General features: G+C 68.3%; 21 protein-coding genes. 17 read left to right on the top strand and 4 right to left on the bottom strand.

Annotated features, from left to right (window positions below; all coding sequences use genetic code 11):
• The first annotated feature begins 19 nt into the window (after nucleotides 1–19).
• The 8 genes from iscU to AC6CR5_RS09125 all read left to right on the top strand — a co-directional run bounded on the left by iscU (nucleotide 20) and on the right by AC6CR5_RS09125 (nucleotide 7,090).
• Nucleotides 20–424: a Fe-S cluster assembly scaffold IscU gene (gene iscU / locus AC6CR5_RS09160; protein ID WP_006386173.1), complete on the top strand. Its 405-nt coding sequence runs from the start codon at nucleotides 20–22 to the stop codon at nucleotides 422–424.
• A gap of 2 nt (nucleotides 425–426) precedes the next feature.
• A complete protein-coding gene (iscA, locus tag AC6CR5_RS09155) occupies nucleotides 427–750 on the top strand; it encodes an iron-sulfur cluster assembly protein IscA (protein ID WP_006386172.1) in 324 nt (107 codons plus the stop codon).
• Nucleotides 751–753: 3 nt separating this feature from the next.
• Entirely contained in the window at nucleotides 754–1,266 is a 513-nt protein-coding gene (gene hscB, locus AC6CR5_RS09150; protein ID WP_049073189.1) for a Fe-S protein assembly co-chaperone HscB, read from the top strand.
• A 64-nt stretch (nucleotides 1,267–1,330) separates the two neighbouring features.
• Nucleotides 1,331–3,193 (top strand): Fe-S protein assembly chaperone HscA, encoded by a 1,863-nt coding sequence (gene hscA / locus AC6CR5_RS09145; protein ID WP_498085554.1) that lies wholly within the window; start codon nucleotides 1,331–1,333, stop codon nucleotides 3,191–3,193.
• A 9-nt stretch (nucleotides 3,194–3,202) separates the two neighbouring features.
• The gene (fdx, locus tag AC6CR5_RS09140; protein ID WP_049073191.1) at nucleotides 3,203–3,544 is read left to right on the top strand and encodes an ISC system 2Fe-2S type ferredoxin; all 342 of its coding nucleotides are present in this window, start codon (nucleotides 3,203–3,205) and stop codon (nucleotides 3,542–3,544) included.
• The gene (gene iscX / locus AC6CR5_RS09135; protein WP_006386165.1) at nucleotides 3,544–3,738 is read left to right on the top strand and encodes a Fe-S cluster assembly protein IscX; all 195 of its coding nucleotides are present in this window, start codon (nucleotides 3,544–3,546) and stop codon (nucleotides 3,736–3,738) included. The genes fdx and iscX overlap by 1 nt, the downstream gene beginning before the upstream one ends.
• Before the next feature lie 102 nt (nucleotides 3,739–3,840).
• Complete coding sequence (locus AC6CR5_RS09130) at nucleotides 3,841–4,731, top strand: methylglyoxal synthase (RefSeq protein WP_020928321.1); 891 nt, start codon at nucleotides 3,841–3,843, stop codon at nucleotides 4,729–4,731.
• 253 nt (nucleotides 4,732–4,984) lie between these two features.
• Nucleotides 4,985–7,090, top strand: a complete 2,106-nt coding sequence (locus AC6CR5_RS09125) for a TonB-dependent siderophore receptor (protein ID WP_498085553.1) — start codon at nucleotides 4,985–4,987, stop codon at nucleotides 7,088–7,090.
• Between the two features lie 15 nt (nucleotides 7,091–7,105).
• Here the strand turns inward: AC6CR5_RS09125 and AC6CR5_RS09120 are convergent, their stop codons facing one another.
• The gene (locus AC6CR5_RS09120; RefSeq protein ID WP_024069435.1) at nucleotides 7,106–7,909 is read right to left on the bottom strand and encodes an enoyl-CoA hydratase/isomerase family protein; all 804 of its coding nucleotides are present in this window, start codon (nucleotides 7,907–7,909) and stop codon (nucleotides 7,106–7,108) included.
• Nucleotides 7,910–8,166: 257 nt separating this feature from the next.
• Between AC6CR5_RS09120 and AC6CR5_RS09115 the strand changes: the two genes are divergently transcribed.
• Genes AC6CR5_RS09115 through AC6CR5_RS09080 form a run of 8 tightly spaced genes read left to right on the top strand, consistent with a single transcriptional unit; the run spans nucleotide 8,167 to nucleotide 16,586 of the window.
• The gene (locus AC6CR5_RS09115) at nucleotides 8,167–8,964 is read left to right on the top strand and encodes an ABC transporter ATP-binding protein (RefSeq protein ID WP_169538040.1); all 798 of its coding nucleotides are present in this window, start codon (nucleotides 8,167–8,169) and stop codon (nucleotides 8,962–8,964) included.
• Nucleotides 8,964–9,842: a branched-chain amino acid ABC transporter permease gene (locus tag AC6CR5_RS09110; RefSeq protein ID WP_006386157.1), complete on the top strand. Its 879-nt coding sequence runs from the start codon at nucleotides 8,964–8,966 to the stop codon at nucleotides 9,840–9,842. Before AC6CR5_RS09115 ends, AC6CR5_RS09110 begins: the two co-directional genes overlap by 1 nt.
• A gap of 2 nt (nucleotides 9,843–9,844) precedes the next feature.
• The gene (locus tag AC6CR5_RS09105) at nucleotides 9,845–10,882 is read left to right on the top strand and encodes a branched-chain amino acid ABC transporter permease (protein WP_175203887.1); all 1,038 of its coding nucleotides are present in this window, start codon (nucleotides 9,845–9,847) and stop codon (nucleotides 10,880–10,882) included.
• A 36-nt stretch (nucleotides 10,883–10,918) separates the two neighbouring features.
• Entirely contained in the window at nucleotides 10,919–12,100 is a 1,182-nt protein-coding gene (locus tag AC6CR5_RS09100) for an ABC transporter substrate-binding protein (protein ID WP_202729828.1), read from the top strand.
• A 40-nt stretch (nucleotides 12,101–12,140) separates the two neighbouring features.
• The gene (locus tag AC6CR5_RS09095) at nucleotides 12,141–12,935 is read left to right on the top strand and encodes an ABC transporter ATP-binding protein (RefSeq protein ID WP_026384304.1); all 795 of its coding nucleotides are present in this window, start codon (nucleotides 12,141–12,143) and stop codon (nucleotides 12,933–12,935) included.
• Nucleotides 12,932–14,785 carry an AMP-dependent synthetase/ligase gene (locus AC6CR5_RS09090; protein WP_498085552.1) on the top strand — a complete coding sequence of 618 codons (1,854 nt, stop codon included), beginning with the start codon at nucleotides 12,932–12,934 and terminating at the stop codon, nucleotides 14,783–14,785. The genes AC6CR5_RS09095 and AC6CR5_RS09090 overlap by 4 nt, the downstream gene beginning before the upstream one ends.
• Nucleotides 14,782–15,936, top strand: coding sequence for a thiolase family protein (locus AC6CR5_RS09085; protein ID WP_498085551.1), 1,155 nt, complete (start codon nucleotides 14,782–14,784; stop codon nucleotides 15,934–15,936). The genes AC6CR5_RS09090 and AC6CR5_RS09085 overlap by 4 nt, the downstream gene beginning before the upstream one ends.
• Nucleotides 15,933–16,586 (top strand): TetR/AcrR family transcriptional regulator, encoded by a 654-nt coding sequence (locus tag AC6CR5_RS09080; protein ID WP_026384301.1) that lies wholly within the window; start codon nucleotides 15,933–15,935, stop codon nucleotides 16,584–16,586. Before AC6CR5_RS09085 ends, AC6CR5_RS09080 begins: the two co-directional genes overlap by 4 nt.
• 11 nt (nucleotides 16,587–16,597) lie before the next feature.
• Here the strand turns inward: AC6CR5_RS09080 and AC6CR5_RS09075 are convergent, their stop codons facing one another.
• On the bottom strand, nucleotides 16,598–17,425 hold the full coding sequence (locus tag AC6CR5_RS09075; RefSeq protein ID WP_498085550.1) for a YggS family pyridoxal phosphate-dependent enzyme: 828 nt from the start codon (nucleotides 17,423–17,425) through the stop codon (nucleotides 16,598–16,600).
• The gene (locus AC6CR5_RS09070; protein WP_053500026.1) at nucleotides 17,422–18,675 is read right to left on the bottom strand and encodes a benzoate/H(+) symporter BenE family transporter; all 1,254 of its coding nucleotides are present in this window, start codon (nucleotides 18,673–18,675) and stop codon (nucleotides 17,422–17,424) included. The genes AC6CR5_RS09075 and AC6CR5_RS09070 overlap by 4 nt, the downstream gene beginning before the upstream one ends.
• Before the next feature lie 175 nt (nucleotides 18,676–18,850).
• Here AC6CR5_RS09070 and pdxR point away from each other — a divergent pair, with 175 nt between their 5' ends.
• Nucleotides 18,851–20,359, top strand: coding sequence for a MocR-like pyridoxine biosynthesis transcription factor PdxR (gene pdxR / locus AC6CR5_RS09065; protein WP_498085549.1), 1,509 nt, complete (start codon nucleotides 18,851–18,853; stop codon nucleotides 20,357–20,359).
• Between the two features lie 57 nt (nucleotides 20,360–20,416).
• Here pdxR and AC6CR5_RS09060 read toward each other — a convergent pair whose 3' ends face one another.
• Nucleotides 20,417–20,740, bottom strand: a complete 324-nt coding sequence (locus AC6CR5_RS09060; protein WP_498085548.1) for a preprotein translocase subunit TatB — start codon at nucleotides 20,738–20,740, stop codon at nucleotides 20,417–20,419.
• Nucleotides 20,741–20,746 lie beyond the last annotated feature (6 nt).

Genomic DNA, 20,746 nt, shown 5'->3' with positions numbered 1-20,746 from the left:
GAATACGTGGAGAACTAACATGTCTTACAGCACCAAAGTCCTGGATCACTACGAAAACCCGCGCAACGTCGGTTCGTTCGACAAGTCGGACGACTCGGTGGGCACCGGCATGGTCGGCGCGCCGGCCTGTGGCGACGTCATGAAGCTGCAGATCAAGGTGAACGAAGCCGGCGTCATCGAAGACGCGCGCTTCAAGACCTACGGCTGTGGCTCGGCCATCGCCTCCAGCTCGCTCGTGACCGAGTGGGTCAAGGGCAAGACGCTGGACGAAGCGATGAACATCCGCAATACGCAGATCGCCGAAGAACTGGCCCTGCCGCCGGTGAAAGTGCACTGCTCGATCCTGGCCGAAGACGCGATCAAGGCCGCGGTGCAGAACTACAAGGAAAAGCATTCGGTTCCGGCCGAAGCTGTTGCGAGCTGAACATGTCCGTTACCCTGACCCAACAGGCCGCCACCCACATCGGCCGCTACTTGCAAAAGCGCGGCAAGGGGATCGGCTTGCGCCTCGGCGTTAGGACGACGGGTTGTTCCGGCATGGCCTACAAGCTGGAGTACGTGGACGACGCGGCGCCCGAGGACCAGGTGTTCGAGAGTTTCGGCGTGAAGGTGTTCGTCGATCCCAAGAGCCTGGCCTACCTGGACGGCACCGAGCTGGACTACGCCCGCGAAGGCCTGAACGAAGGTTTCAAGTTCCGCAACCCCAACGAGAAGGCGACCTGCGGCTGCGGCGAGTCGTTCACGGTGTAAGTCTTGGCTGGAGACGATCACTTCAGCCTGTTCGGCTTGCCGGCACGCTTCGACCTGGACGCCCAGGCGCTGGAATCGGCGTGGCGCACCGTCGCCGCGCAGGTGCATCCCGACCGCTTTGCCACCGCCAGCCCCGCGGAACGCCGCGTGGCCATGCAGTGGGCGGCCCGCGCCAACGAGGCCTACCGCCAGTTGCGCGATCCGCTGTTGCGGGCGCGCTACCTGTGCGAACAGGCCGGCGTGGATCTGCAGACCGAGAGCAATACGTCGATGGACACGGCTTTCCTGATGCAGCAGATGACCTGGCGCGAAATGATGGACGACGCGCGCAATGACGCCGGCGTGCTGGCCGAGCTGCGGACCGAGCTGGAGGATGCCCGGCAGCAGATGCGCGCCGCGCTGACGCGCCTGCTGGACGAACAGCGCGACTACGCCGCGGCGGGTCTCAAGGTGCGGGAATGGATGTTCGTGGAGAAGCTGGCGCAGGAGCTGGCCCAGGCCCATCCCGATTCCTAGTCCCCAGGATGGCCCGGCCGCGGGGCGCCCGGACTTCGCCGCCTACTGAGTAGAAAAAACAATCATGGCCTTATTGCAGATTTCCGAGCCCGGCGAATCGCCCGCGCCGCACCAGCGCAAGCTGGCGGTGGGGATCGACCTGGGCACCACCAATTCCCTGGTTGCCGCCGTGCGCAGCAGCGTCGCCGAGGTCCTGCCTGATGCGCAGGGCCACGTGCTGCTGCCGTCGGCGGTGCGCTATTTCCCCGGCGGCAAGGTCACCACGGGGCGCGAACCGCTGGCGCAGCAAGCCGAAGACCCGTTGAACACGGTGGTGTCGGTCAAGCGTTTCATGGGCCGTTCGCTGGAAGAGGCGCGCGCCACGCGCGCCCCTTACGAATTCGTGGATGCGCCCGGCATGGTGCGTATCCGCACCGCGCAGGGCGACCTGAGCCCGGTGGAAGTGTCGGCGCAGATCCTGGCGGTGCTGCGCCAGCGCGCCGAGGACGTGCTGGGCGACGACCTGGTGGGCGCCGTCATCACGGTGCCGGCGTATTTCGACGACGCCCAGCGCCAGGCGACCCGCGACGCGGCGCGCCTGGCCGGCCTGAACGTGCTGCGCCTGTTGAACGAGCCGACCGCCGCGGCGATCGCCTACGGCCTGGATAACGCCGCCGAAGGCGTGTATGCCGTCTATGACCTGGGCGGCGGCACGTTCGATATTTCCATCCTGCGATTGACGCAGGGCGTGTTCGAAGTGATCTCGACCGGTGGCGATACCGCGCTGGGCGGCGATGATTTCGATTCGCTCATCGTTGACCACGTGGTGGCGGCCGCGGGCGCCAAGGATCTGACGCACGCCGACCGGCGCGGCCTGCTGATGACGGCGCGCGCCGCGCGCGAGGCGCTGTCGGACGCGCAGGATGCCAATCTGAATCTGACGCTGGCCAACGGCCAGGTCATCGATCACACGCTGACCCGCGCGCAGTTCGAGGCGCTGGCGCAGCCGCTGGTGCAGCGCACGCTGGAGAGCGCGCGCCGGGCGCTGCGCGACGCCGCGCTGAAACCCGCCGACGTGCGCGGCGTGGTGATGGTGGGTGGCGCCACGCGCATGCCGGTGGTGCGCGCCGCGGTGGGCGAGATGTTCGGCACCGAGCCACTGACCGATCTGGACCCGGACCAGGTGGTGGCGCTGGGCGCCGCGCTGCAGGCCAATCTGCTGGCCGGCAACCGCGCGCCGGGCGAAGACTGGCTGCTGCTGGATGTGACGCCGCTGTCGCTCGGCCTGGAAACCATGGGTGGGCTGGTCGAGCGCGTGATTCCGCGCAACAGCACCATTCCGGTGGCGCGCGCGCAGGAATTCACCACCTTCAAGGATGGTCAGACGGCCATGAGCATCCACGTGCTGCAGGGCGAGCGCGACCTGGTGTCGGATTGCCGGTCGCTCGCGCGTTTCGAACTGCGCGGCATTCCGCCGATGGTGGCGGGCGCCGCGCGCATCCGCGTGACGTTCCAGGTGGATGCCGACGGGCTGTTGAGCGTGACCGCGCGCGAGCAGAGCACGGGCGTGGAAGCGGCGGTGTCGGTCAAGCCGTCGTACGGCCTGAGCGACGACGAAGTCGCGCGCATGCTGGCCGACAGCGTGGCGCAGGCCGACAACGACGCCCGCGCCCGCATGCTGCGCGAGCAGCAGGTGGAGGCGCGCCAACTGGTCGAGTCGGTGCAGGCCGCGCTGGCTGTCGACGGCGACCTGCTGAATGCCGAGGAACGCCAACGGGTCGATGAATGCCTGCAGGCGGCCAGCCGCGCCCAGGAGGCGCAGGACGTGGACGCGGTGAAGGCCGCGGTCGAGGCCTTGTCGGCGGCGACCGATGAATTCGCCGCGCGCCGCATGGACCGCAGCATCCGCGCCGCGCTGGCCGGCCGCAAACTTGACGAAATCGCCTGATAAGACGCTATGCCGAAACTGACCGTATTGCCTCATCCCGACTACTGCCCCGAGGGCGCCGTGATCGAGGACGCGCCCAAGGGCGTGTCGATCTGCCGCATCCTGCTGGACAACCACATCGACATCGAGCATGCCTGCGAACTGTCGTGCGCGTGTACGACCTGTCACGTGGTGGTCAAGCAGGGTTATGCGTCGCTGGAAGACGCGACCGATGACGAAGAGGATCTGCTGGACAAGGCCTGGGGCCTGACGCCGACCTCGCGCCTGTCTTGCCAGGCGCGGGTCGAGGATGCCGATCTGACGATCGAGATTCCCAAGTACACCATCAACCACGCGAAAGAGGGCCATTGATGAAGTGGACCGATACTTACCAGATCGCCGAGGCGCTGGCGGACGCCCATCCGGACGTCGACCCCAAGACGCTGCGCTTCACTCAGCTGCGCGAATGGGTGCTGGCCTTGCCCGGCTTCAGTGACGACCCGGAACGCAGCGGCGAAAAGATCCTGGAGGCCATCCAGATGGCCTGGATCGACGAGGCCGACTGAACCTTCTGCGAAACGCTCCTTCGGGAGCGTTTTTGCATTGGGGGCGCGGGCGCGGGGTATCATCAAGACTCTTTTCGTTGTCCTTGCCATCCGAGTCTACCGATGCCCGCTGCCCAATTGCGTTTTGGCCTGGCCGCCAACCGACTGCACCACGAAACGCCCGATGCCGCCTTGTTCACCTGGCTGCGGGCCTGCTCATCCACCATCCGCGAACTGGGCGTGCAGTTGCATACCGTGGGCCGCACCCACGACGCGATCGTGCGCGAGGGCATGCTGCAGGGCTATCCCGGCCTGATCCGCTATCCGTATGGCCGCGAGGGCGGGTTGATGAAGCTGGTGGCGCGCGTCACCGAAGGACGCGACGGGCAGGAGCCGTTCGACGGTGCGATCTACCTGATCGATCCGGTCGATCCGTCGTCGATCTTTCCCGAGGCGCTGGCGCTCAAGCGCCAGTGCATCACGCATGGCCGTCCGTTCATCTCGACGCTGGCGGGCGCCATCGAATGGATGGAGGTGGAGCGGGTGCACGCCGGGCTGGCGCCGGATGCGGCGGCATCGCGCCTGTTCAACTACGCTGGCCAGACGCTGGCGTTGATCGCGCACGATGCGCTCAAGGACGAGATGGTGGCGTTTGCGGCCGAACACTTCGACGTGCTGTCGCAGTTCGCGCGGCGCGTGGCCACCGGCACCACCGGCGGCCGCCTGAACGAACTGGCGTGGTCGCGCGGCTGGCCCAAGGACACGCCGTGGGTGCACCGCTACCTGAGCGGCCCGCTGGGCGGCGATGCGCAGATTGCGGAGCTGGTGCTGGAGCACCAGTGCCAGCGCGTCATCTTCTTCGAGGATCCGCATGTGGCGCGTCAGCATGAAGCGGATATCCAGCTGCTGGAGCGCGCCGTGCGGGTCGTGACGGAGTCCGCGACCTGCGCGACCTCGCCGTCGGTGGCGCGGCGCTGGGCCAAGGCGGTGGAACTGCGCGCCGGCCGAGGCTGAATCGGCGGGGAGCCGAGCGGGGCGGGGCAGGAGGGGGCAAGGGCTGAGCCGACGAGGGCCGCCGGGGCCTCGATGAGGGTTTTCTTTTTTTTGGGGCCGGGTGGCTTGTCGCGCGCAAGCCACGCCGGCCCTGTTGCAAACAGGGGAAGACTTTCCTTTTGTAGGGAAAAGGAACCATTTCAATAACGAGAAACATTAACATCTGGCTCTCGAAAGTCCATCAAGGGGAGCCACGTCGATGTTTGATCCTGTCATGTCCCGCCGCGCCAGCCTGGCGGCGGCGTTGAGCCTGCTGCCGGCCGCGCTGGTCGCGCAGTCGGCGCCCACCGAGCCGACGACCTTGCCGTCCGTCAGGGTGGAGGCCGGCGCGGAGGAGACGGCGACCGGCCCGGTGCTGGGCTATGCCGCCACCCGGTCGGCCACGGCCACCAAGACGGATACGCCGCTGAACGAAACGGCGCAATCGATCACCGTGGTGCCGCGCGACCAGATCGTGGACCAGGGCGCCACCAGCCTGCAGGAGGCACTGGGTTATGCGGCGGGCGTGCGGTCCGACGCCTACGGCCTGGATTCGCGCAGCGACAGCGTGCGCGTGCGCGGGACCGATGTGGACGTCTACCTGGACGGCATGCGCCAGGCGTTCGACTACTACACCAGCACGACCCGTCCCGATCCATACATGCTGGAGCGCATCGAGGTGCTGCGCGGGCCGGCGGCCATGACTTACGGCCAGGGCAGCACGGGCGGCCTCATCAACATGGTGAGCAAGCGTCCGTTGGCCGAGGCGCAGCGCGAAGTGGGCGTGCAGCTGGGCAACCACGGGCGCAAGCAGGCGCAGATGGACCTGACGGGGCCCATAACCGAAGATGGCCAGTGGCTGTACCGTCTGGTGGCGCTGCAGCGCGACGCCGATACCCAGGTGCACCATGTGCCGGACGACCGCACGTTGGTGGCGCCGTCGCTGACGTGGCGGCCGAGCGCGGCGACGACACTGACCTTGCAGGCGCTGTACCAGAAGGACAAGTCGGGCTCGACCGCGCAGTTCATGCCGTGGTCGGGGATGCGCACGCCCAATCCGAACGGCATGATTCCGACCTATCGCTTCATCGGCGAGCCGGATCACGATCGCTACGATTCCGAGCGCCGCAGCTTCGGCTGGTTGTTCGAGCACAAGTTCAACGACAAATGGGCGTTCAGCCAGGGCTTTCGCCACGCGAACAACAAGGTGACGTATTTCACGCACTATGCGGATTCGTTCAGCGTGCCGGGCGGCTGGGCCGCGGATCCGATCAACCAGCGCATCATCGGCCGCTACGCCGACGACACCATCACCAAGGTCCGCATGGATACGCTGGACCAGCACCTGACGGGCGAGGTCGGCACCGGCATCGTGACGCACAAGCTGCTGCTGGGCCTGGACTGGTCGCGCTATCGCCGCGACCGCGAGAGCGGCAGCGGCATGGACACGATCGATGCCTACTCGCCCGTATACGGCAATGGCTACATCCCCGAGCTGACCGGCGAGCCGCAGTTCAACCAGCGCCAGACCGGCATCTATCTGCAGGACCAGATGAAGATCGGTCAGCACTGGATCGTGACGGCGGGCCTGCGGCATGACCGCGCGCGCAGCCAGCTCGAGGGTGGCGAGGCGGACAAGGCTCAGGCCACCACCAAGCGCTTTGGCCTGATGTATGCCGCCAGCAATGGCTGGTCGCCCTACATCAGCTACAGCGAATCGTTCACGCCGGTGGCCAGCACCACGCGCAAGACGCCCGATGGCGCGGTGCCCGAGCTGTACAAGCCGCTGCGCGGCAAGCAGTGGGAAGCGGGCGTGAAATACCAGTCGCAGGATGGCAGCCACCTGGCCACGGCGTCGGTGTATGACCTGCGGGAGAAGAACCGCCTGGTGCCGGATCCGACGGCGGCGCTGAACAACGTGCAGACCGGCAAGACGCGCACCCGCGGCCTGGAGCTGGAATGGCGCGGCCAGGTGACGTCGTCGTTCGACGTGATCGCGCACTACAACTACATCGACCTGGATCCGCAGCTGGAAGGCATTCCGCGCCACCAGGCCGCGGCGTGGGGCCGGTACCGCTTCGCGCTCGACAACCTGGACGGACGCTTCACGGTGGGCGCGGGCACGCGCTGGATGTCGTCGTTCCGCGATGGCGATGGGCCCAAGCTGTCGCCGGTGTGGCTGGTCGACGCCATGATGGCGTATGAAACCAGCCACTGGCGCTATGCCTTGAACGTCAACAACCTGACGGACAAGACCTACCTGGCCACCTGCCTGTCGCGCGGCGATTGCTGGTACGGAGCGCGCCGCAGCGCGATTGCCAGCGTCACCTACAAGTTCTGACGCGGGCGCCGCGCTTTACCGGCCCTGGAAGCGCGGCGCGCGTTTTTCGCGGAAGGCGCGCACGCCTTCGGTGAAATCCTCGCGCCGCGCGGTTTCCAGGAAGCAGGCGGTTTCTTCGGCCAACTGCGTTTCCAGCGTGGCATGGGCGGCGTTGCGCAGCAGGCGCTTGGCGCCGGCGATACCGTGCGGCGCGTGGCTGGCCAGCTGTTGCGCGTAGGCCTGCGCTTGCGGCGCGAGCTGGCCGGCGTCGGCGATGCGGTTGACGAGTCCCCAGGCGTGCGCATCGGCGGCGCTGAAGGCGTCGGGGCGCAGCAGCAGGTCGAGCGCGCGGCGCGGGCCGAGCAGGCGGTTCAGGCCATGCGTCATGCCGGCATCGGGCGTGGCGCCGAGTTTCAGGTAGGCCGTCATGAAGCGCGTGTCGGCCTCGGCGATGGCGAGGTCGCAGGCCAGCGCCAGCGACAGGCCGGCGCCGGCCGCGACGCCGTGTATCTGCGCCAGCCACAGCTTGTCCATGCGCGCGACGTGCGCGACGAAATCGTTGAGCGGGGTGAACAGGGCGAGCAGTTTCGCGCGCACCGCGTTGACGTCGCCTTCGAACAGCGTGATGTCGCCGCCGGCGCAGAAGGCTTTGCCCGCCCCGCGCAGCAGCACGACGCGGATGTCGGCGCGCGTATCGAGCCATTGGGCGGCGCGTTGCAGGTCGAGCGCCATGGCGACGTCGATGGCGTTGAGCGTGGCGGGCTGGTTCAGCGTCAGCGTGGCGATGCCGTCGCCGGTTTCCAGCAGCAGGGTTGGAAAGACCGGAAGGGGTGGGTTCATGGCTTGTCTCCGTTATCGGGTAAATACCAACTTTCGATCCAAAAACCACGATGCTATGGTCGGAACCAAGCGCTTGCTCGGTTGCCGTCCGCCACACAAGCGTAACGCATAGAACGATTTTCCGGCGCTGTACAGCGTAGGTAAAGACAGGTTCGCCGCATCGCCTGCCTCGGGGCTCCGCTGATTCACCGCCAATAGAAAAACAGCTTCGCGACCAAGGCGAGGAGACAAAGGTGGATCAATCCGACAGCCCTCCCTTGCTGGAGGTGGATGGGGTCACGTTGGCGTTCGGCGGGGTCAAGGCGCTCACGGGCGTGGGCTTTCGTGTCGCGCCCGGATCCATCACCACGGTCATCGGCCCCAATGGCGCGGGCAAGACCTCGCTGTTCAACACCATCTCGGGTTTCTATCGGCCGGCGGCGGGCACCATCCGCTTCCTGGGCCGCGACATCACGCGCGTGGCGGCGCCCGAGCGCGCCCGCCTGGGGCTGGCGCGCAGCTTCCAGAACATCGCGCTGTTCCGCGGCATGACGGTGCTGGACAACATCAAGCTGGGGCGCCACGCCCACCTGCGCACCAATGTGCTCGATGCGCTGCTGTACCTGGGCCGGGCGCGGCGCGAAGAGATGGCGCTGCGCGCCGATATCGAAGAACGCATCATCGACTTCCTGGAGATCGACCACATCCGCCATGCGCCGGTGGCGGCGCTGTCGTACGGGCTGCGCAAGCGGGTGGAGCTGGCGCGGGCGCTGGCGATGCAGCCCAAGGTGCTGATGCTGGACGAGCCGGTGGCGGGCATGAACCGCGAGGAGACCGACGACATGGCGCGCTTCATCCTCGATGCGCGCGCCGAGTGGGGCGTGACGGTGCTGATGGTGGAGCACGACATGGGCATGGTGATGGACCTGTCGGACCATGTGGTGGTGCTGAACTTTGGCCAGGTGATCGCCGATGGCACGCCGGCGGCGGTGCAGGCCGATCCCGAGGTCATCAAGGCCTATCTGGGCGCGGGTGACGTCGGCGACCTGCGCCGGCGGCTGCGCGAGGCGGCCTGATGGACGGCCTGTTCTTCCTGGAGGTGACGCTGGCCGGGCTGGGCAGCGGCGGCCTGTACGCGCTGGCGGCGCTGGCGTTCGTGATCGTCTACAAGGCGACGCGCGTGGTGAACATCGCCATCGGCGAATTCCTGATGATGGGCGCCTACGTGTTCTATGCGTTTGCCGCCGGCATGGCCTGGCCGGTGTGGGCGGCGATCGCCGGGGCGGTGGCGTTGTCTGCCGTGCTGGGCGCGCTGGTGGAGCGGGTGACGATCCGGCCGATGCTGGGCGAGTCGCCGATCTCGGTGTTCATGATCACCGTGGGACTGGCGTCGATCCTGGTGGGCGTGGTGGAACTGATCTGGACCGCGGATCAGCGCCGCCTGCCGGAGTTCATGCCGCGCGCGCCGGTGATGGTGGGCGAGGCGTTTGTCGCGCCCAAGGTGTTCTATGGCTTCTGGGTGGCGCTGGCGCTGGTGTTGCTGGTGCTGGCGGTGTTCCGCTACTGGCGCGGCGGGGTGGCCCTGCGCGCCACCGCCTCGGACCAGGGAGCGGCCTACGCGATGGGCATCAACGTGCCGCGGGTGTTCTCGCTGTCGTGGGCGGCGGCGGGCGCGATCGCGGCGGTATCGGGGGTGATCGTGGGGGCGATCGGCGGCATCTCATCATCGATGGGCGTGTTCGGCCTGTCGGTGCTGGTGGTGGTGATCGTGGGCGGGCTGGACAGCGTGGCGGGGGCCCTGGTGGGAGGCATTTTCATCGGGCTGCTGGAGGCCTGGGCCGGCGCCTACCTGGGCGGCGAATACAAACTGCTGGCGACCTTCGTGGTGCTGGTGGCGGTGCTGATGATGCGGCCTTACGGGCTGTTCGGCACCCGCGAAATCGAGAGGCTGTAGCCATGCGCATCGCGACCGCGAAAGAGACCTACCGGGCCGACGAGGCGCTGTTCGACACCAGCACCCAGCGGCTGTGGCTGGCGTTGCTGGCGGCGTCGCTGGCGCTGTTCCCGTTCGTGGCCGACGCCTACTGGCTGTACCTGGCGTGCCTGGTGGCGATCAACGTGGCCAGCGCCACGGGGCTGAACATCCTGACGGGATACACCGGGCTGGTGAGCCTGGGGCAGGCGGCGTTCATGGGGCTGGGCGCCTATACGGTGGCGGTGATGGAACTGCGGCTGGGCACGCCGGTGCTGCTGAATCTGCTGGGGGCCGGCGTGGTGGCGATGCTGGGCGGGTTGCTGGTGGGCATCCCTTCACTGCGGGTCAAGGGGCTGTACCTGGCGATCTCGACCATCGCGGCGTCTTTCATCGCGCACTTCGTGTTCGCGAATTGGGCCTTCACGGGCGGCACGGGCGGGCTGCAGGTGCCGCCGGCGCGGCTGCTGGGGATCGATCTGGACACGTCGTTCAAGATCTATTGGCTGATCGTGCCGTTGACGGCGCTGATGGTGCTGGGCGCGGCCAACCTGTTCCGCACGCGCATCGGCCGCGCGTTCATCGCGATCCGCGACCGCGACATTTCCGCCGAGGTGCTGGGCATCCACCTGTTGCGCTACAAGCTGCTGTCGTTCGGGCTGTCGTCGTTCTACGCGGGCGTGGCGGGCGGGCTGTGGGCGTATTTCTTCCGCGTGGTCACGCCGGAGAGTTTCCCGCTGATCATGTCGATCTTCTTCCTGGCGGCCATCATCGTGGGCGGCATGGGGTCGATCCTGGGTTCCATCCTGGGCGCCGTGTTCATGACCATGGTGCCCGAACTGCTCAAGCTGGTGGTGGGCTGGCTGCCGGTGGGGGGCGATGCGCTGCGGTTGATATCGCCGGTGCGCACGATTGTGTTCGGCCTGCTGATCGTGGGCTTTCTGATCTTCGAGCCGCACGGGCTCGCGGAAATCTGGCGCCGCGCGCGCCGCTATTTTCACCTGTGGCCATTCCGCACCTAGACGGCGGCCATCCCAAGAGAACCAGGAGACGAAACCATGAAGCGCATCCGGATAGGCAGCGGTTTATCGAAGTTGCTGGCCCCCTTGGGCGTGGCATTGGCGCTGGCCGCGGCGCCGGCGGCCCAGGCCGAGGAGGACCTGGTGCTGGGCGGCTCGATCCCGCTGAGCGGGGTGTTCGCGTTCGCCGGGCAGGGCATCCATGCCGGCATCACCGACTACGTCAAGATCGTCAACGACCAGGGCGGCGTCAAGGGTCGCAAGCTGCGCTATGTGCCGGAGGACACCGCCTACAAGGTGGACGCGTCGGTGGCGGCCTTCAAGAAGATCACCAGCCAGAACAAGGTCAATTTCTACTATGGTGATTCGACCGGGTTTTCCAAGACCATCAATGCCGAGCTGAACCGATCGGGCAACATCCTGATGACGGGCGCGTCGTTCGCCACCGAGCTGAACGACCCGGCCAAGTATCCGGCGCAGTTCATGCTGGGGCCGGACTACACCGAGATGTTCGGCATTCTGTTGCGCTACATCGCCAAGGAAAAGCCGGGCGCCAAGGTGGCGTTCGTGTATTCGGATACCGAGTTCGGCCGCGACCCGATCGCCAGTTCGCGCGCGGTGGCGCAGAAGCTGGGGCTGACGGTGGCCACCGAGATCATGACGCCGCCGGGCAGCGTCGACGTGTCGACCGAGGTCATCAAGCTGCGCCGCGCCGATCCGGACTTCACCATTTTCCACGGCTACGTGCTGGCGCCGATTCCCGAGTTCGTCGGGCAGGGCAAGCGCATGGGCCTGAAGACGCGCTACATGGGCACGTTCTGGACCATGGACAACTCCACCGTGATGCAGATGGGCGAGGATGCCGAGGGCTTCATGGGCGTGATGCCGTACCGCTATTACTACGACGAGACGGCGGACGCGCCGATGCTCAAGAAGATCCGCGAGATGCGGCCGCAATACCAGAGCACCGGCTACATGCAGGGCTTCCTGGCGGCGATGCTGTTCACCGAGGTGGCCAAGCGCACGCTGGAGGGGGGCAAGGAGCTGACCAGCGCCAACATGAAGGCGGCGCTGGAGGGCATCAAGGACTTCGACACCGGCGGGCTGATCGGCGTGCCGATCACCATCAAGGGCAATTCGATTCCGGTGGGCCGCATCTATCGAGCCGATACCAAGCAGAAGCAGATGGTGCCGGCATCCGACTGGATCGTGCTGCAGTGAGGCGCCCGTGACTCCCGGACACGCTGCGTCGCCGCCGACGGTGCTGGACATCAACAACATCGAGGTGGTCTACAACAAGGCGGTGCAGGTGCTGCGCGGCCTGTCGCTGTCGGTGCCGGCCGGCGCCATCGTGGCCCTGCTGGGCAGCAACGGCGCCGGCAAGTCGACCACGCTGAAGGCGGTGTCGCGCCTGCTCGACCTGGAGGATGGCGAGCTGGCGCGCGGGCGCATCCTGTTCGACGGCGGCGACACCGCGGGGGCGCGGCCGCAGAACCTGGTGCGCGCCGGGCTGGCGCATGTGATGGAAGGACGGCGCGTGTTCGAGGATCTGTCGGTCGAGGAGAACCTGGTGGCCGCGACCTACGCGCTCAGCGGCAGGTCCGGCGCCAAGGCCGATTTCGACCTGGTGTACGGATATTTTCCGCGGCTGTACGAGCGTCGCCGCGGCCTGGCGGGCTATCTGTCGGGCGGCGAGCAGCAGATGCTGGCGATCGGGCGGGCGCTGATCGCGCAGCCCAAGCTGATGCTGCTGGACGAGCCGTCGCTGGGGCTGTCGCCGATGCTGGTGGAAACCATTTTTTCCATCATCGCGCGCATCAACCGCGAGCAGGGCGTGTCGATGCTGCTGGTCGAGCAGAACGCCTCGGTGGCGCTGGCGGTGGCGCATTATGGCTACATCATGGAGACCGGCAAGGTGGTGATCGACGGCACGGCCGAAAAGCTGGCGGCCGACCCCGATGTGCGCGAGTTCTACCTGGGCGTGGGCGGATCGGGCGAGGCGCGCGGCTTTCGCGACATCAAGCACTACAAGCGCCGCAAGCGCTGGCTGTCATGAATGGGCCGCTCGAATCCGCCCGCGCGCCTGAGGCCTGGCCGGCGCTGACGCTGCCGCAGATGCTGCGCGAACAGGCGCGCCGGCAGCCGGACGCCGTCGCGGTGCGGCAGAAGGATTTCGGCATCTGGCGGCCGGTGTCTTGGGCGGAGTACTGGCGCCGCGCCTGCCGTGTCGGGCTGGGCTTGCGGGCGGCCGGCCTGTCGCGCGGCGGGCGCGTGGCCATCGTTGCCGAGAACCGGCTGGAATGGCTGTTGACGCAGCTGGGCGCGGGCGCCGTCGGGGGCGTGGCGGTAGGGGTATACGCCACCAGCCCGGCCGAGGAAATGGGCTATGTGCTGGAGCATGCCGACGTCGAACTGGTGGTGTGCGAGGACCAGGAGCAGACCGACAAGGTGCTGCAGGTGGCGCACCGGCTGCCGCTGTTGCGGCGCATCGTGGTGATGGAGACCAAGGGGCTGCGTTCCTACGCGCCGGCCGAACGCGCCCGCATCATCGCCTTCGCCGAGCTGGAGGCTGATGGCCAGCGGCTGGAGGCGGAAGGGTTGCAGGCGTTGAATGAGTTGCTGGACACGCAGGGGCTGGATGACCTGGGCCTGATGATCTACACCTCGGGTTCGACCGGCAAGCCCAAGGGCGCGATGCTCAGTTACCGCAACATGCGCGGCGTGGCGCCCGGCATTGCCGAGCGGCTGGGCATGGGCGCGCGCAGCGTGCACCTGTCGTACCTGCCGCTGTGCCACGTGGCCGAGCAGATGCTGTCGACCTTCGTGCCGATCTACCTGGGCGCGCAGGTCAATTTCGGCGAGTCGATCCGCACGGTGCAGGAGGATTTGCGCGAAGTGGCGCCGACCGTGTTCCTGGGCGTGCCGCGCATCTGGGAAAAGCTGCACGCGTCCATCTCGATCAAGATGCAGGAAGCGGGGCGATTGCAGCAATGGCTGTACCGGCGCGCGTTGGCCGCGTGCGCGCCGTTCGCGCACAAGTCGGCGCGCCAGCGCGGCATGCGCGAGCGGATGACCTATGCGCTGTGGTACTGGCTGGTGTTGCGCGCCTTGCAGAATTTCATCGGCCTGCGGCGGGTACGGGTGGCGATGACCGGGGCGGCGCCGATCGCGCCCGAGGTGGTGCGCTACTTCCGCAATCTCGGCGTGCCGCTGGTGGAGGTATACGGCCTGACCGAGTCCACCGGGATGATCTTCGGCCAGCATCCGGACCGCGTGCAGGCGGGCACGGTGGGCGAGCCTATCCTGGGCGTGGATTGGCGCCTGGGCGAGCAGGGCGAATTGCAGGTGCGCGGCGAGATGGTGTTCGCCGGCTATTACAAGAACGAAGCCGCCACCGCGCAAACCGTGCGCGACGGCTGGCTGCATACCGGCGACGTGGCCGAGGTACGCCAGGGCCAGTTGCGCATCGTGGACCGCTTGAAGGACATCATGATCACCGCCGGCGGCAAGAACCTGACGCCGTCGGAGATCGAGAACGCGGTCAAGAGCAGCCCCTATGTGAAGGAATGCGTGATCGTGGCGGACGGCCGGCGCTATGTGGCGGCGCTGATCCAGCTGGAGTTCGAGACCGTGGGCAAGTGGGCCGAATCGCGCCGCATCGCCTTCACCCATTTCCGCTCGTTGGCCGAGTGCGCCGAGGTGCGCGAATTGGTGGCCGGCGAGGTGGCGCGCGCCAACGCGGGACTGGCGCCGGTGGCGCAGATCAAGCGTTTCCATCTGCTGACCAAAGAGCTGGACCATGACGATGGCGAGGTGACCGCGACCATGAAGGTGCGCCGCGCCAGCATTTACCGCAGCTACGCGGACGAGATAGAACGGCTCTACGCCGAGGAGGCGCCGGCATGAACGAAGCAGTGATCGTGGAGGCGGTGCGCACGCCGTTCGGGCGGCGCGGCGGCTGGTGGGCCGACAAGCGGCCCGATGACCTGCTGGCCGAGGTGATCCAGGGCCTGCTGGCGCGCGCCGGTCTGCCGGGCGGCCAGGTGGACGATGTGATCGCCGGTTGCGTCAGCCAGGCGGGTGAGCAGGGCGCCAACATCGGCCGGCTGTCGGCCCTGCTGGCCGGCCTGCCGGAGACGGTGCCGGGCGTGGCCCTGAACCGCATGTGCGGTTCGAGCCAGCAGGCGGTGCATGCGGCGGCCCAGGCCATTGCCGCCGGCGATATGCGCTACGTGGTCGCCGGCGGCGTCGAGAGCATGAGCCGCGTGCCGATGTTCCTGGACGTGACCTTGGGCCAGCGCGAGTTCCGCGGCTTCGAGTCGCTCAATCCCGGACTGTTGCAGCGCTATCCGCTGATCCACCAGATCGAGAGCGCCGAGCGCATCGCCGAGCAGTGGCAGCTGGGGCGGGCGGAACTGGATGCCTGGTCGATGCAGAGCCATGCGCGCGCCTGGGCTGCGGCCAGCGCCGGCCGCCACAGCGAATTGCTGCCGGGCCCGGCCGGGACGCCGGCACGCGACGAGGGCATCCGCGAGCATGCCGACCCCGCCAAGATGGCCGCGCTGGCGCCGGCCCTGCGCCCGCCGGGGCAGGGCAACGTGACGGCGGCGCAGTCGAGCCAGCTGGCCGATGGCGCGGCGGCGGTGTTGCTGGCCGACCGCCAGGCCGCGCTGGCGGATGGGCTGCGGCCGCAGGCGCGCTTTCGCGCGCGGGTGGCGATCGGCTCGGATCCGGTGTTGCAGCTGACCGGCGTGATCGCCGCCACCGAGCGCGCCCTGGAGCGGGCCGGCCTGCGCCTGCGGGACATCGACTGGATCGAGATCAACGAGGCCTTTGCCAGCGTGGTGCTGGCCTGGTTGAAGACGCTGGATGCGGATCCGGCCAAGGTCAACCCATGGGGCGGCGCCATTGCCCACGGCCACCCGCTGGGCGCCACGGGCGCGGCGCTGATGGCCAAGATGCTGGCGGGCCTGCGCGCCACCGGCGGCCAGTTCGGCCTGCAGGTCATGTGCATCGGGCACGGCATGGCGACGGCGGCCATCGTCGAACGGCTATGAACCGATCCGGCAAGGCCGCGGCGCAGGCGGCCCCGCAGGGCCACGAGGACGGCGCGGAATCGCTGCGCCGCGCCGAAGTGATCCTGACGGCGGCCCGGCTGTTCCGCAAGCACGGCTACGAACGCACCACCGTGCGTGAACTGGCGCGCGCCGTGGGCCTGCAATCGGGCAGCCTGTTCCATCATTTCCGCAGCAAGGAGGAAATCCTGGTGGCGGTGATGAACAACGGCATCCAGGAGGTGCTGGACGAAGGCCGCCAGGCGCTGGATCGTTACCGGACGCCGGCCGACCGGCTGGCGGCGCTGTTCCGCGTGCACATGTGGAGCATGCTGCATGGCGCTGGCGGCGATGCGATGAACGCGCTGGTCTACGAATGGCGCAGCCTGTCCGCGTCGAGCCAGGCCAGCGTCAAGGCGCTGAGCGACCGCTACGAGGCCATGTGGCAGGACGCGGTGGCGGCGGCGGTGGCCGCCGGCGTGCTGCGGGGCGACGCGCGCGTGATCAAGCGCTGCGTGCTGGGGGCGATGAACCTGACGGTGCAGTGGTACAAGCCGGAAGGCCGGTTGCGGCCGGCGGCGTTCATCGATGAGATGTTGCGGGCCAGCCTGCCGGCGCTGCCGGAGGGAGCGGGGCGCTGGCCGCTGCCGTAGGGCCGGGGTAGCTACGCCGCGCCCGGCCAGTAGTGGCTGTCCGGCAGCGCGCGGGCGCCGAAGATGGCCTGGCCGACGCGCACGACGGTGGCGCCTTCCTCGATGGCGATCTCGAAGTCGCCGGACATGCCCATCGACAGTTCATCCAGGCTGATGCCCGCCGGGGCATCCTGGCGCAGGCGGTCGCGCAGGCCGCGCAGCAGCACGAAGCACTGGCGCACCCGTTCGGCATCGCTGGAGAACAATGCCAGCGTCATGAAGCCGCGCACCCGCAATGAGGAAAACGCCGGCAGCGCCTGGATGAAGGCGGCGACATCGTCGGGCGCCAGGCCGTATTTGCTGGGCTCGCCGGAGGTGTTGACCTGCACGTAGACATCCAGCGCGCGGCCTTCGGCCTGCAGGCGGCGATCCAGCGCTTCGGCCAGGCGCAGGCTGTCCAGCGCCTGGAATTCGCTGGCGAACTGCGCCATCAGCTTGGCCTTGTTGGTCTGCAGGTGGCCGATCACCGACCAGCGCAGGTCGGGCAGGTCCGCAGTGTTCTGCCATTTGCGGTGGGCTTCCTGGATCTTGTTTTCGCCCAGCAGGCGGCAGCCCGCGGCATGGGCCAGCCGGGTGCGCGATTCGTCCATGGTCTTGCTGACCGGCAGCAGCCGCACGCCGGCCGGGTCGCGGCCGACGCGCCGGCAGGCGGCGTCCATGCGCGCATGGATGGCGGCGAGGTTGTGGCGGAAGTCCTCGACGCTCAGCGCCTGCGGATAGCGGCCGTGCTGGTCGTGGCGGGTCTGCGTGTCGGCGCCGCCAGGCGCGGACTGGGCGGGATCGGTCGGGAGCGTCATCATTTCACCATCTCCTTGCCGGTGGCTTGGGGGCGCGGCAGATCAGTGTAGCGGGGCGGGCGCAGGCGTCGCGGCAGGCGGCCATTGAGCGCGGCATGGGCGAGCAGGCCGATCACCAGGCCCCAGAAGGCGCCGCCGATGCCGCACAGCTTGATGTTGGCCGCGGCCGCCAGGAAGGTGATCAGCGAGGCCTCGCGTGTTTTTGGATCGGCCAGGGCGCTGGCCAGGCTGCCGCCGATGGTGCCCAGCAACGCCAGGCCCGCCAGGGTGGTGATGAAGGTGGCGGGCAGGGCCATGAACAGGGCGGCCAGCGTCACGCCGAACACGCCGACCAGGATGTAGAACAGGCCCGCGGCGATGCCGGCGATCCAGCGCTTGGAGGGGTCGTCATGGGCTTCGCGGCCGGTGCAGATGGCGGCAGTGATCGCGGCCACGTTGAAGGCATGCGAGCCGAACGGCGCCATCAGCAGCGAGCCCAGGCCGGTGAGGGTGACGATGGGGTTGGCGCTGGTCTTGAAGCCGTCGTTGCGCAACACCAGCATGCCCGGCATGTACTGCCCGGTCAGCGTGATCAGGAACAGCGGCAGCGCCACGCTCAGCAGGCCATTGAGCGAGAATGCGGGCGCGGTGAAGACCGGCGTGGCGAATTCCAGCCGCAGGCCCGACAGGTCGACCCGGTCCTGCAACAACAGCAGGGCCAGCCCCGACACCAGGATGCCGACCACGGCGTAGCGCGCGGTATAGCGCTTGAGGGCGACGTAAGCCAGGATCAGCCAGCCCGTCAGCAACGGGTCCAGCGACATGCCGCCAAAGGCGCCGATGCCGAACGGCAGCAGGATGCCGGCCAACAGGCCGGCGGCCACGCCCGGCGGGATCAGGCGGATGGCCTTGTCGAAGCAGCCGGACAGCCCGAGCGCGACGAACGCGGCGGCCGAGATCAGGTAGGCGCCGACGGCTTCGGCGTAGGGCGTGGTGGCGAGCGCCGTGACCAGGAAGGCCGCGGCGGGCGTGGACCACGCGGTGATGATGGGTTCGCGCGCGGCCCAGCTCAGCAGGATGCCGGTGACGCCGACGCCGATGGACACCGACCAGACCCAGGAGGCGGTCAGCGCTGGACTGAGGCCGGCGACCTTGGCGGCCTGGAACACCAGGATGAAGGTGCCGCCATAGTTGACGATGACCGAGATCAGGCCGGCGACGACGGGATGGAGGAGATCGCGCGCGAGCAGAGGGGAAGCGCTGGGGGAAGACATGGGCGAGACAGGTTGGAAGGGTTGAGGGGCAAGCCACTTTGTAACGCCGTATTGGACTGTCTGGACCGTACACTTTGACTGCTCTGGCCAGACCACTTTATTGCTCCCGGCGCGCTCGCCCGCGACTAGAATGGTCGGTCGTCATTGACGCTTTCATCGCCCTTGGGCAGACCGCATGAGCAAGACTTTCACGCTTGAGACACTGAAGATCCGCATGGGCGACGCGGACCTGGCGCCGCTCGACCTGCACCAGCGGATCCAGCGCGCGCTGCGCGCGCTGGTGCTGGACGGCGACCTGGACCCCGGCGTGAAGCTGCCCGCCACCCGCGCGCTGGCGCAGTCGCTCGGCGTGGCGCGCGACACGGTCGAAAACGCCTACGTGCAGTTGCAGCGCGATGGGTTCATCGCGCGGCGCAAGGGCTCGGGCAGCTATGTATCGGAAACCATCGGCACCGAACTGCGCGGTTCGGCGCGGCGTCGCGCGCTATCGCGGGAGCGCCGGCCGGCGTCGGCGCAATCGATCGCGCCGGCGGCCGGCCTGAGCCGGCGTGGCCGGGCGATCTTTGACAGCGGCGGCGTGGCCGACCAGCAATCGGTCCAGGCCTTCGCCACGGGGCTGCCCGAGACCCGCAGCTTTCCGCTCGCGGTCTGGGAGCGCTTGCAGCGGCAGGTACTGCGGGACCACCGCGGCCATGTGTTGCTGCATGGCGACCCGCAAGGCGCCGAGCCCCTGCGCCGCGCGATCGCCACCTACCTGAACCTGGAGCGCGGCGCCAAGGTGCGCGCCGAGCAGATCGTGGTGCTGAGCAGCACGCGCCAGGCCTTGTTCCTGTGCGCGCAGTTGCTGGTGGATGCCGGCAAGCCGATCCTGCTGGAGAATCCCGGCTATTTCGGCGCGCGCAAGGCCTTCGAGTTCGCCGAGGCCCGCGTGGTGCCGGTCGACGTCGATGCGCAGGGCATCCGCACCGACCTGCTGCGCGCCGACCGCAGCGGCGCCGCGTGCGTCTACGTGACGCCTTCGCACCAGTATCCGACCGGCGCCACGCTATCGCTGGAGCGCCGGCTCGAACTGACGCGCTGGGCGGCCGAGGGCGGCAGATGGATCATCGAGGACGACTACGACAGCGAATTCCACTACGACGGCCTGCCCACCGCCTGCGTGCAGGGGCTGGACAAGCACGGCCGCACGATCTACCTGGGCACGTTCAGCAAGACCCTGTACCCCGGCCTGCGGATGGGCTACATGGCCTTGCCGGAAGAACTGGTGTCGGCTTTCACCCGCGCGCGCAGCATTGTCGATGGCCATACGCCGCAGATCCTGCAGCTGACGCTGGCGCGCTTCATGGCCGACGGCCACTACAACGCCCACGTGCGCGCCATGCGCAAGCTGTATGCGGCGCGGCGCGAAGCCATGCTGGAAGCGGTCGACCGGCACCTGGCGGGCGTGGCGCGGGCGTTGCGGCCGGAGGGGGGATTGCAGGTGCCGTGCCTGCTGGAACCGGGCTGGTCCGAAGCGGACACGATCCGCCGGGCGGCGGCGGCCGGCCTGGCGCTGCCGGGACTGGGGCGCCTGTATGCCGGCACGCCCGCGTTGCAGGGTTGGCTGCTGGGTTATGCCTCGCTCAGCGCGCACGAGATCGATCTTGCCATGCGGCGCCTGGCGGCGGCCCTGGGCGGGAAGTAGGGGGCGGGGGGACGCGCCGGCGCCAGAGAGGCGCGGGACCCCGGGGGTCCGTCGGTGCTAGGCCTTGCGCTTGAGGAAGGCGCCGACGCCGCAGGCCACCGCGAGCGCCAGCAGGGCGCCGGCGATGGTCAGGAGGAAATCGGCTTCGCCATGATAGCCGCCGCCGGTCACGCCGCCGGCGACGCTGCCCATCCACAGGACCGCCGTGACCAGCGCGCCCGTGATCGACAGCGCGGTGGCCAGGCACAGGGCGATGAACAGCGGCGCTCGGCGCGTGGGCGCCGCGGCGCCGTGGTAGCCGCCGCGGGCGCGACGTGGTTGCATCACCATGTAGAACAGGGCGGCAACCACCGCCGCCAGCATCAGGATCTTGAGGATCACGATGCC

The sequence above is a fragment of the Achromobacter sp. EG18 genome (assembly GCF_059759395.1).
This window is presented reverse-complemented; position numbering and strand designations above follow the sequence as displayed.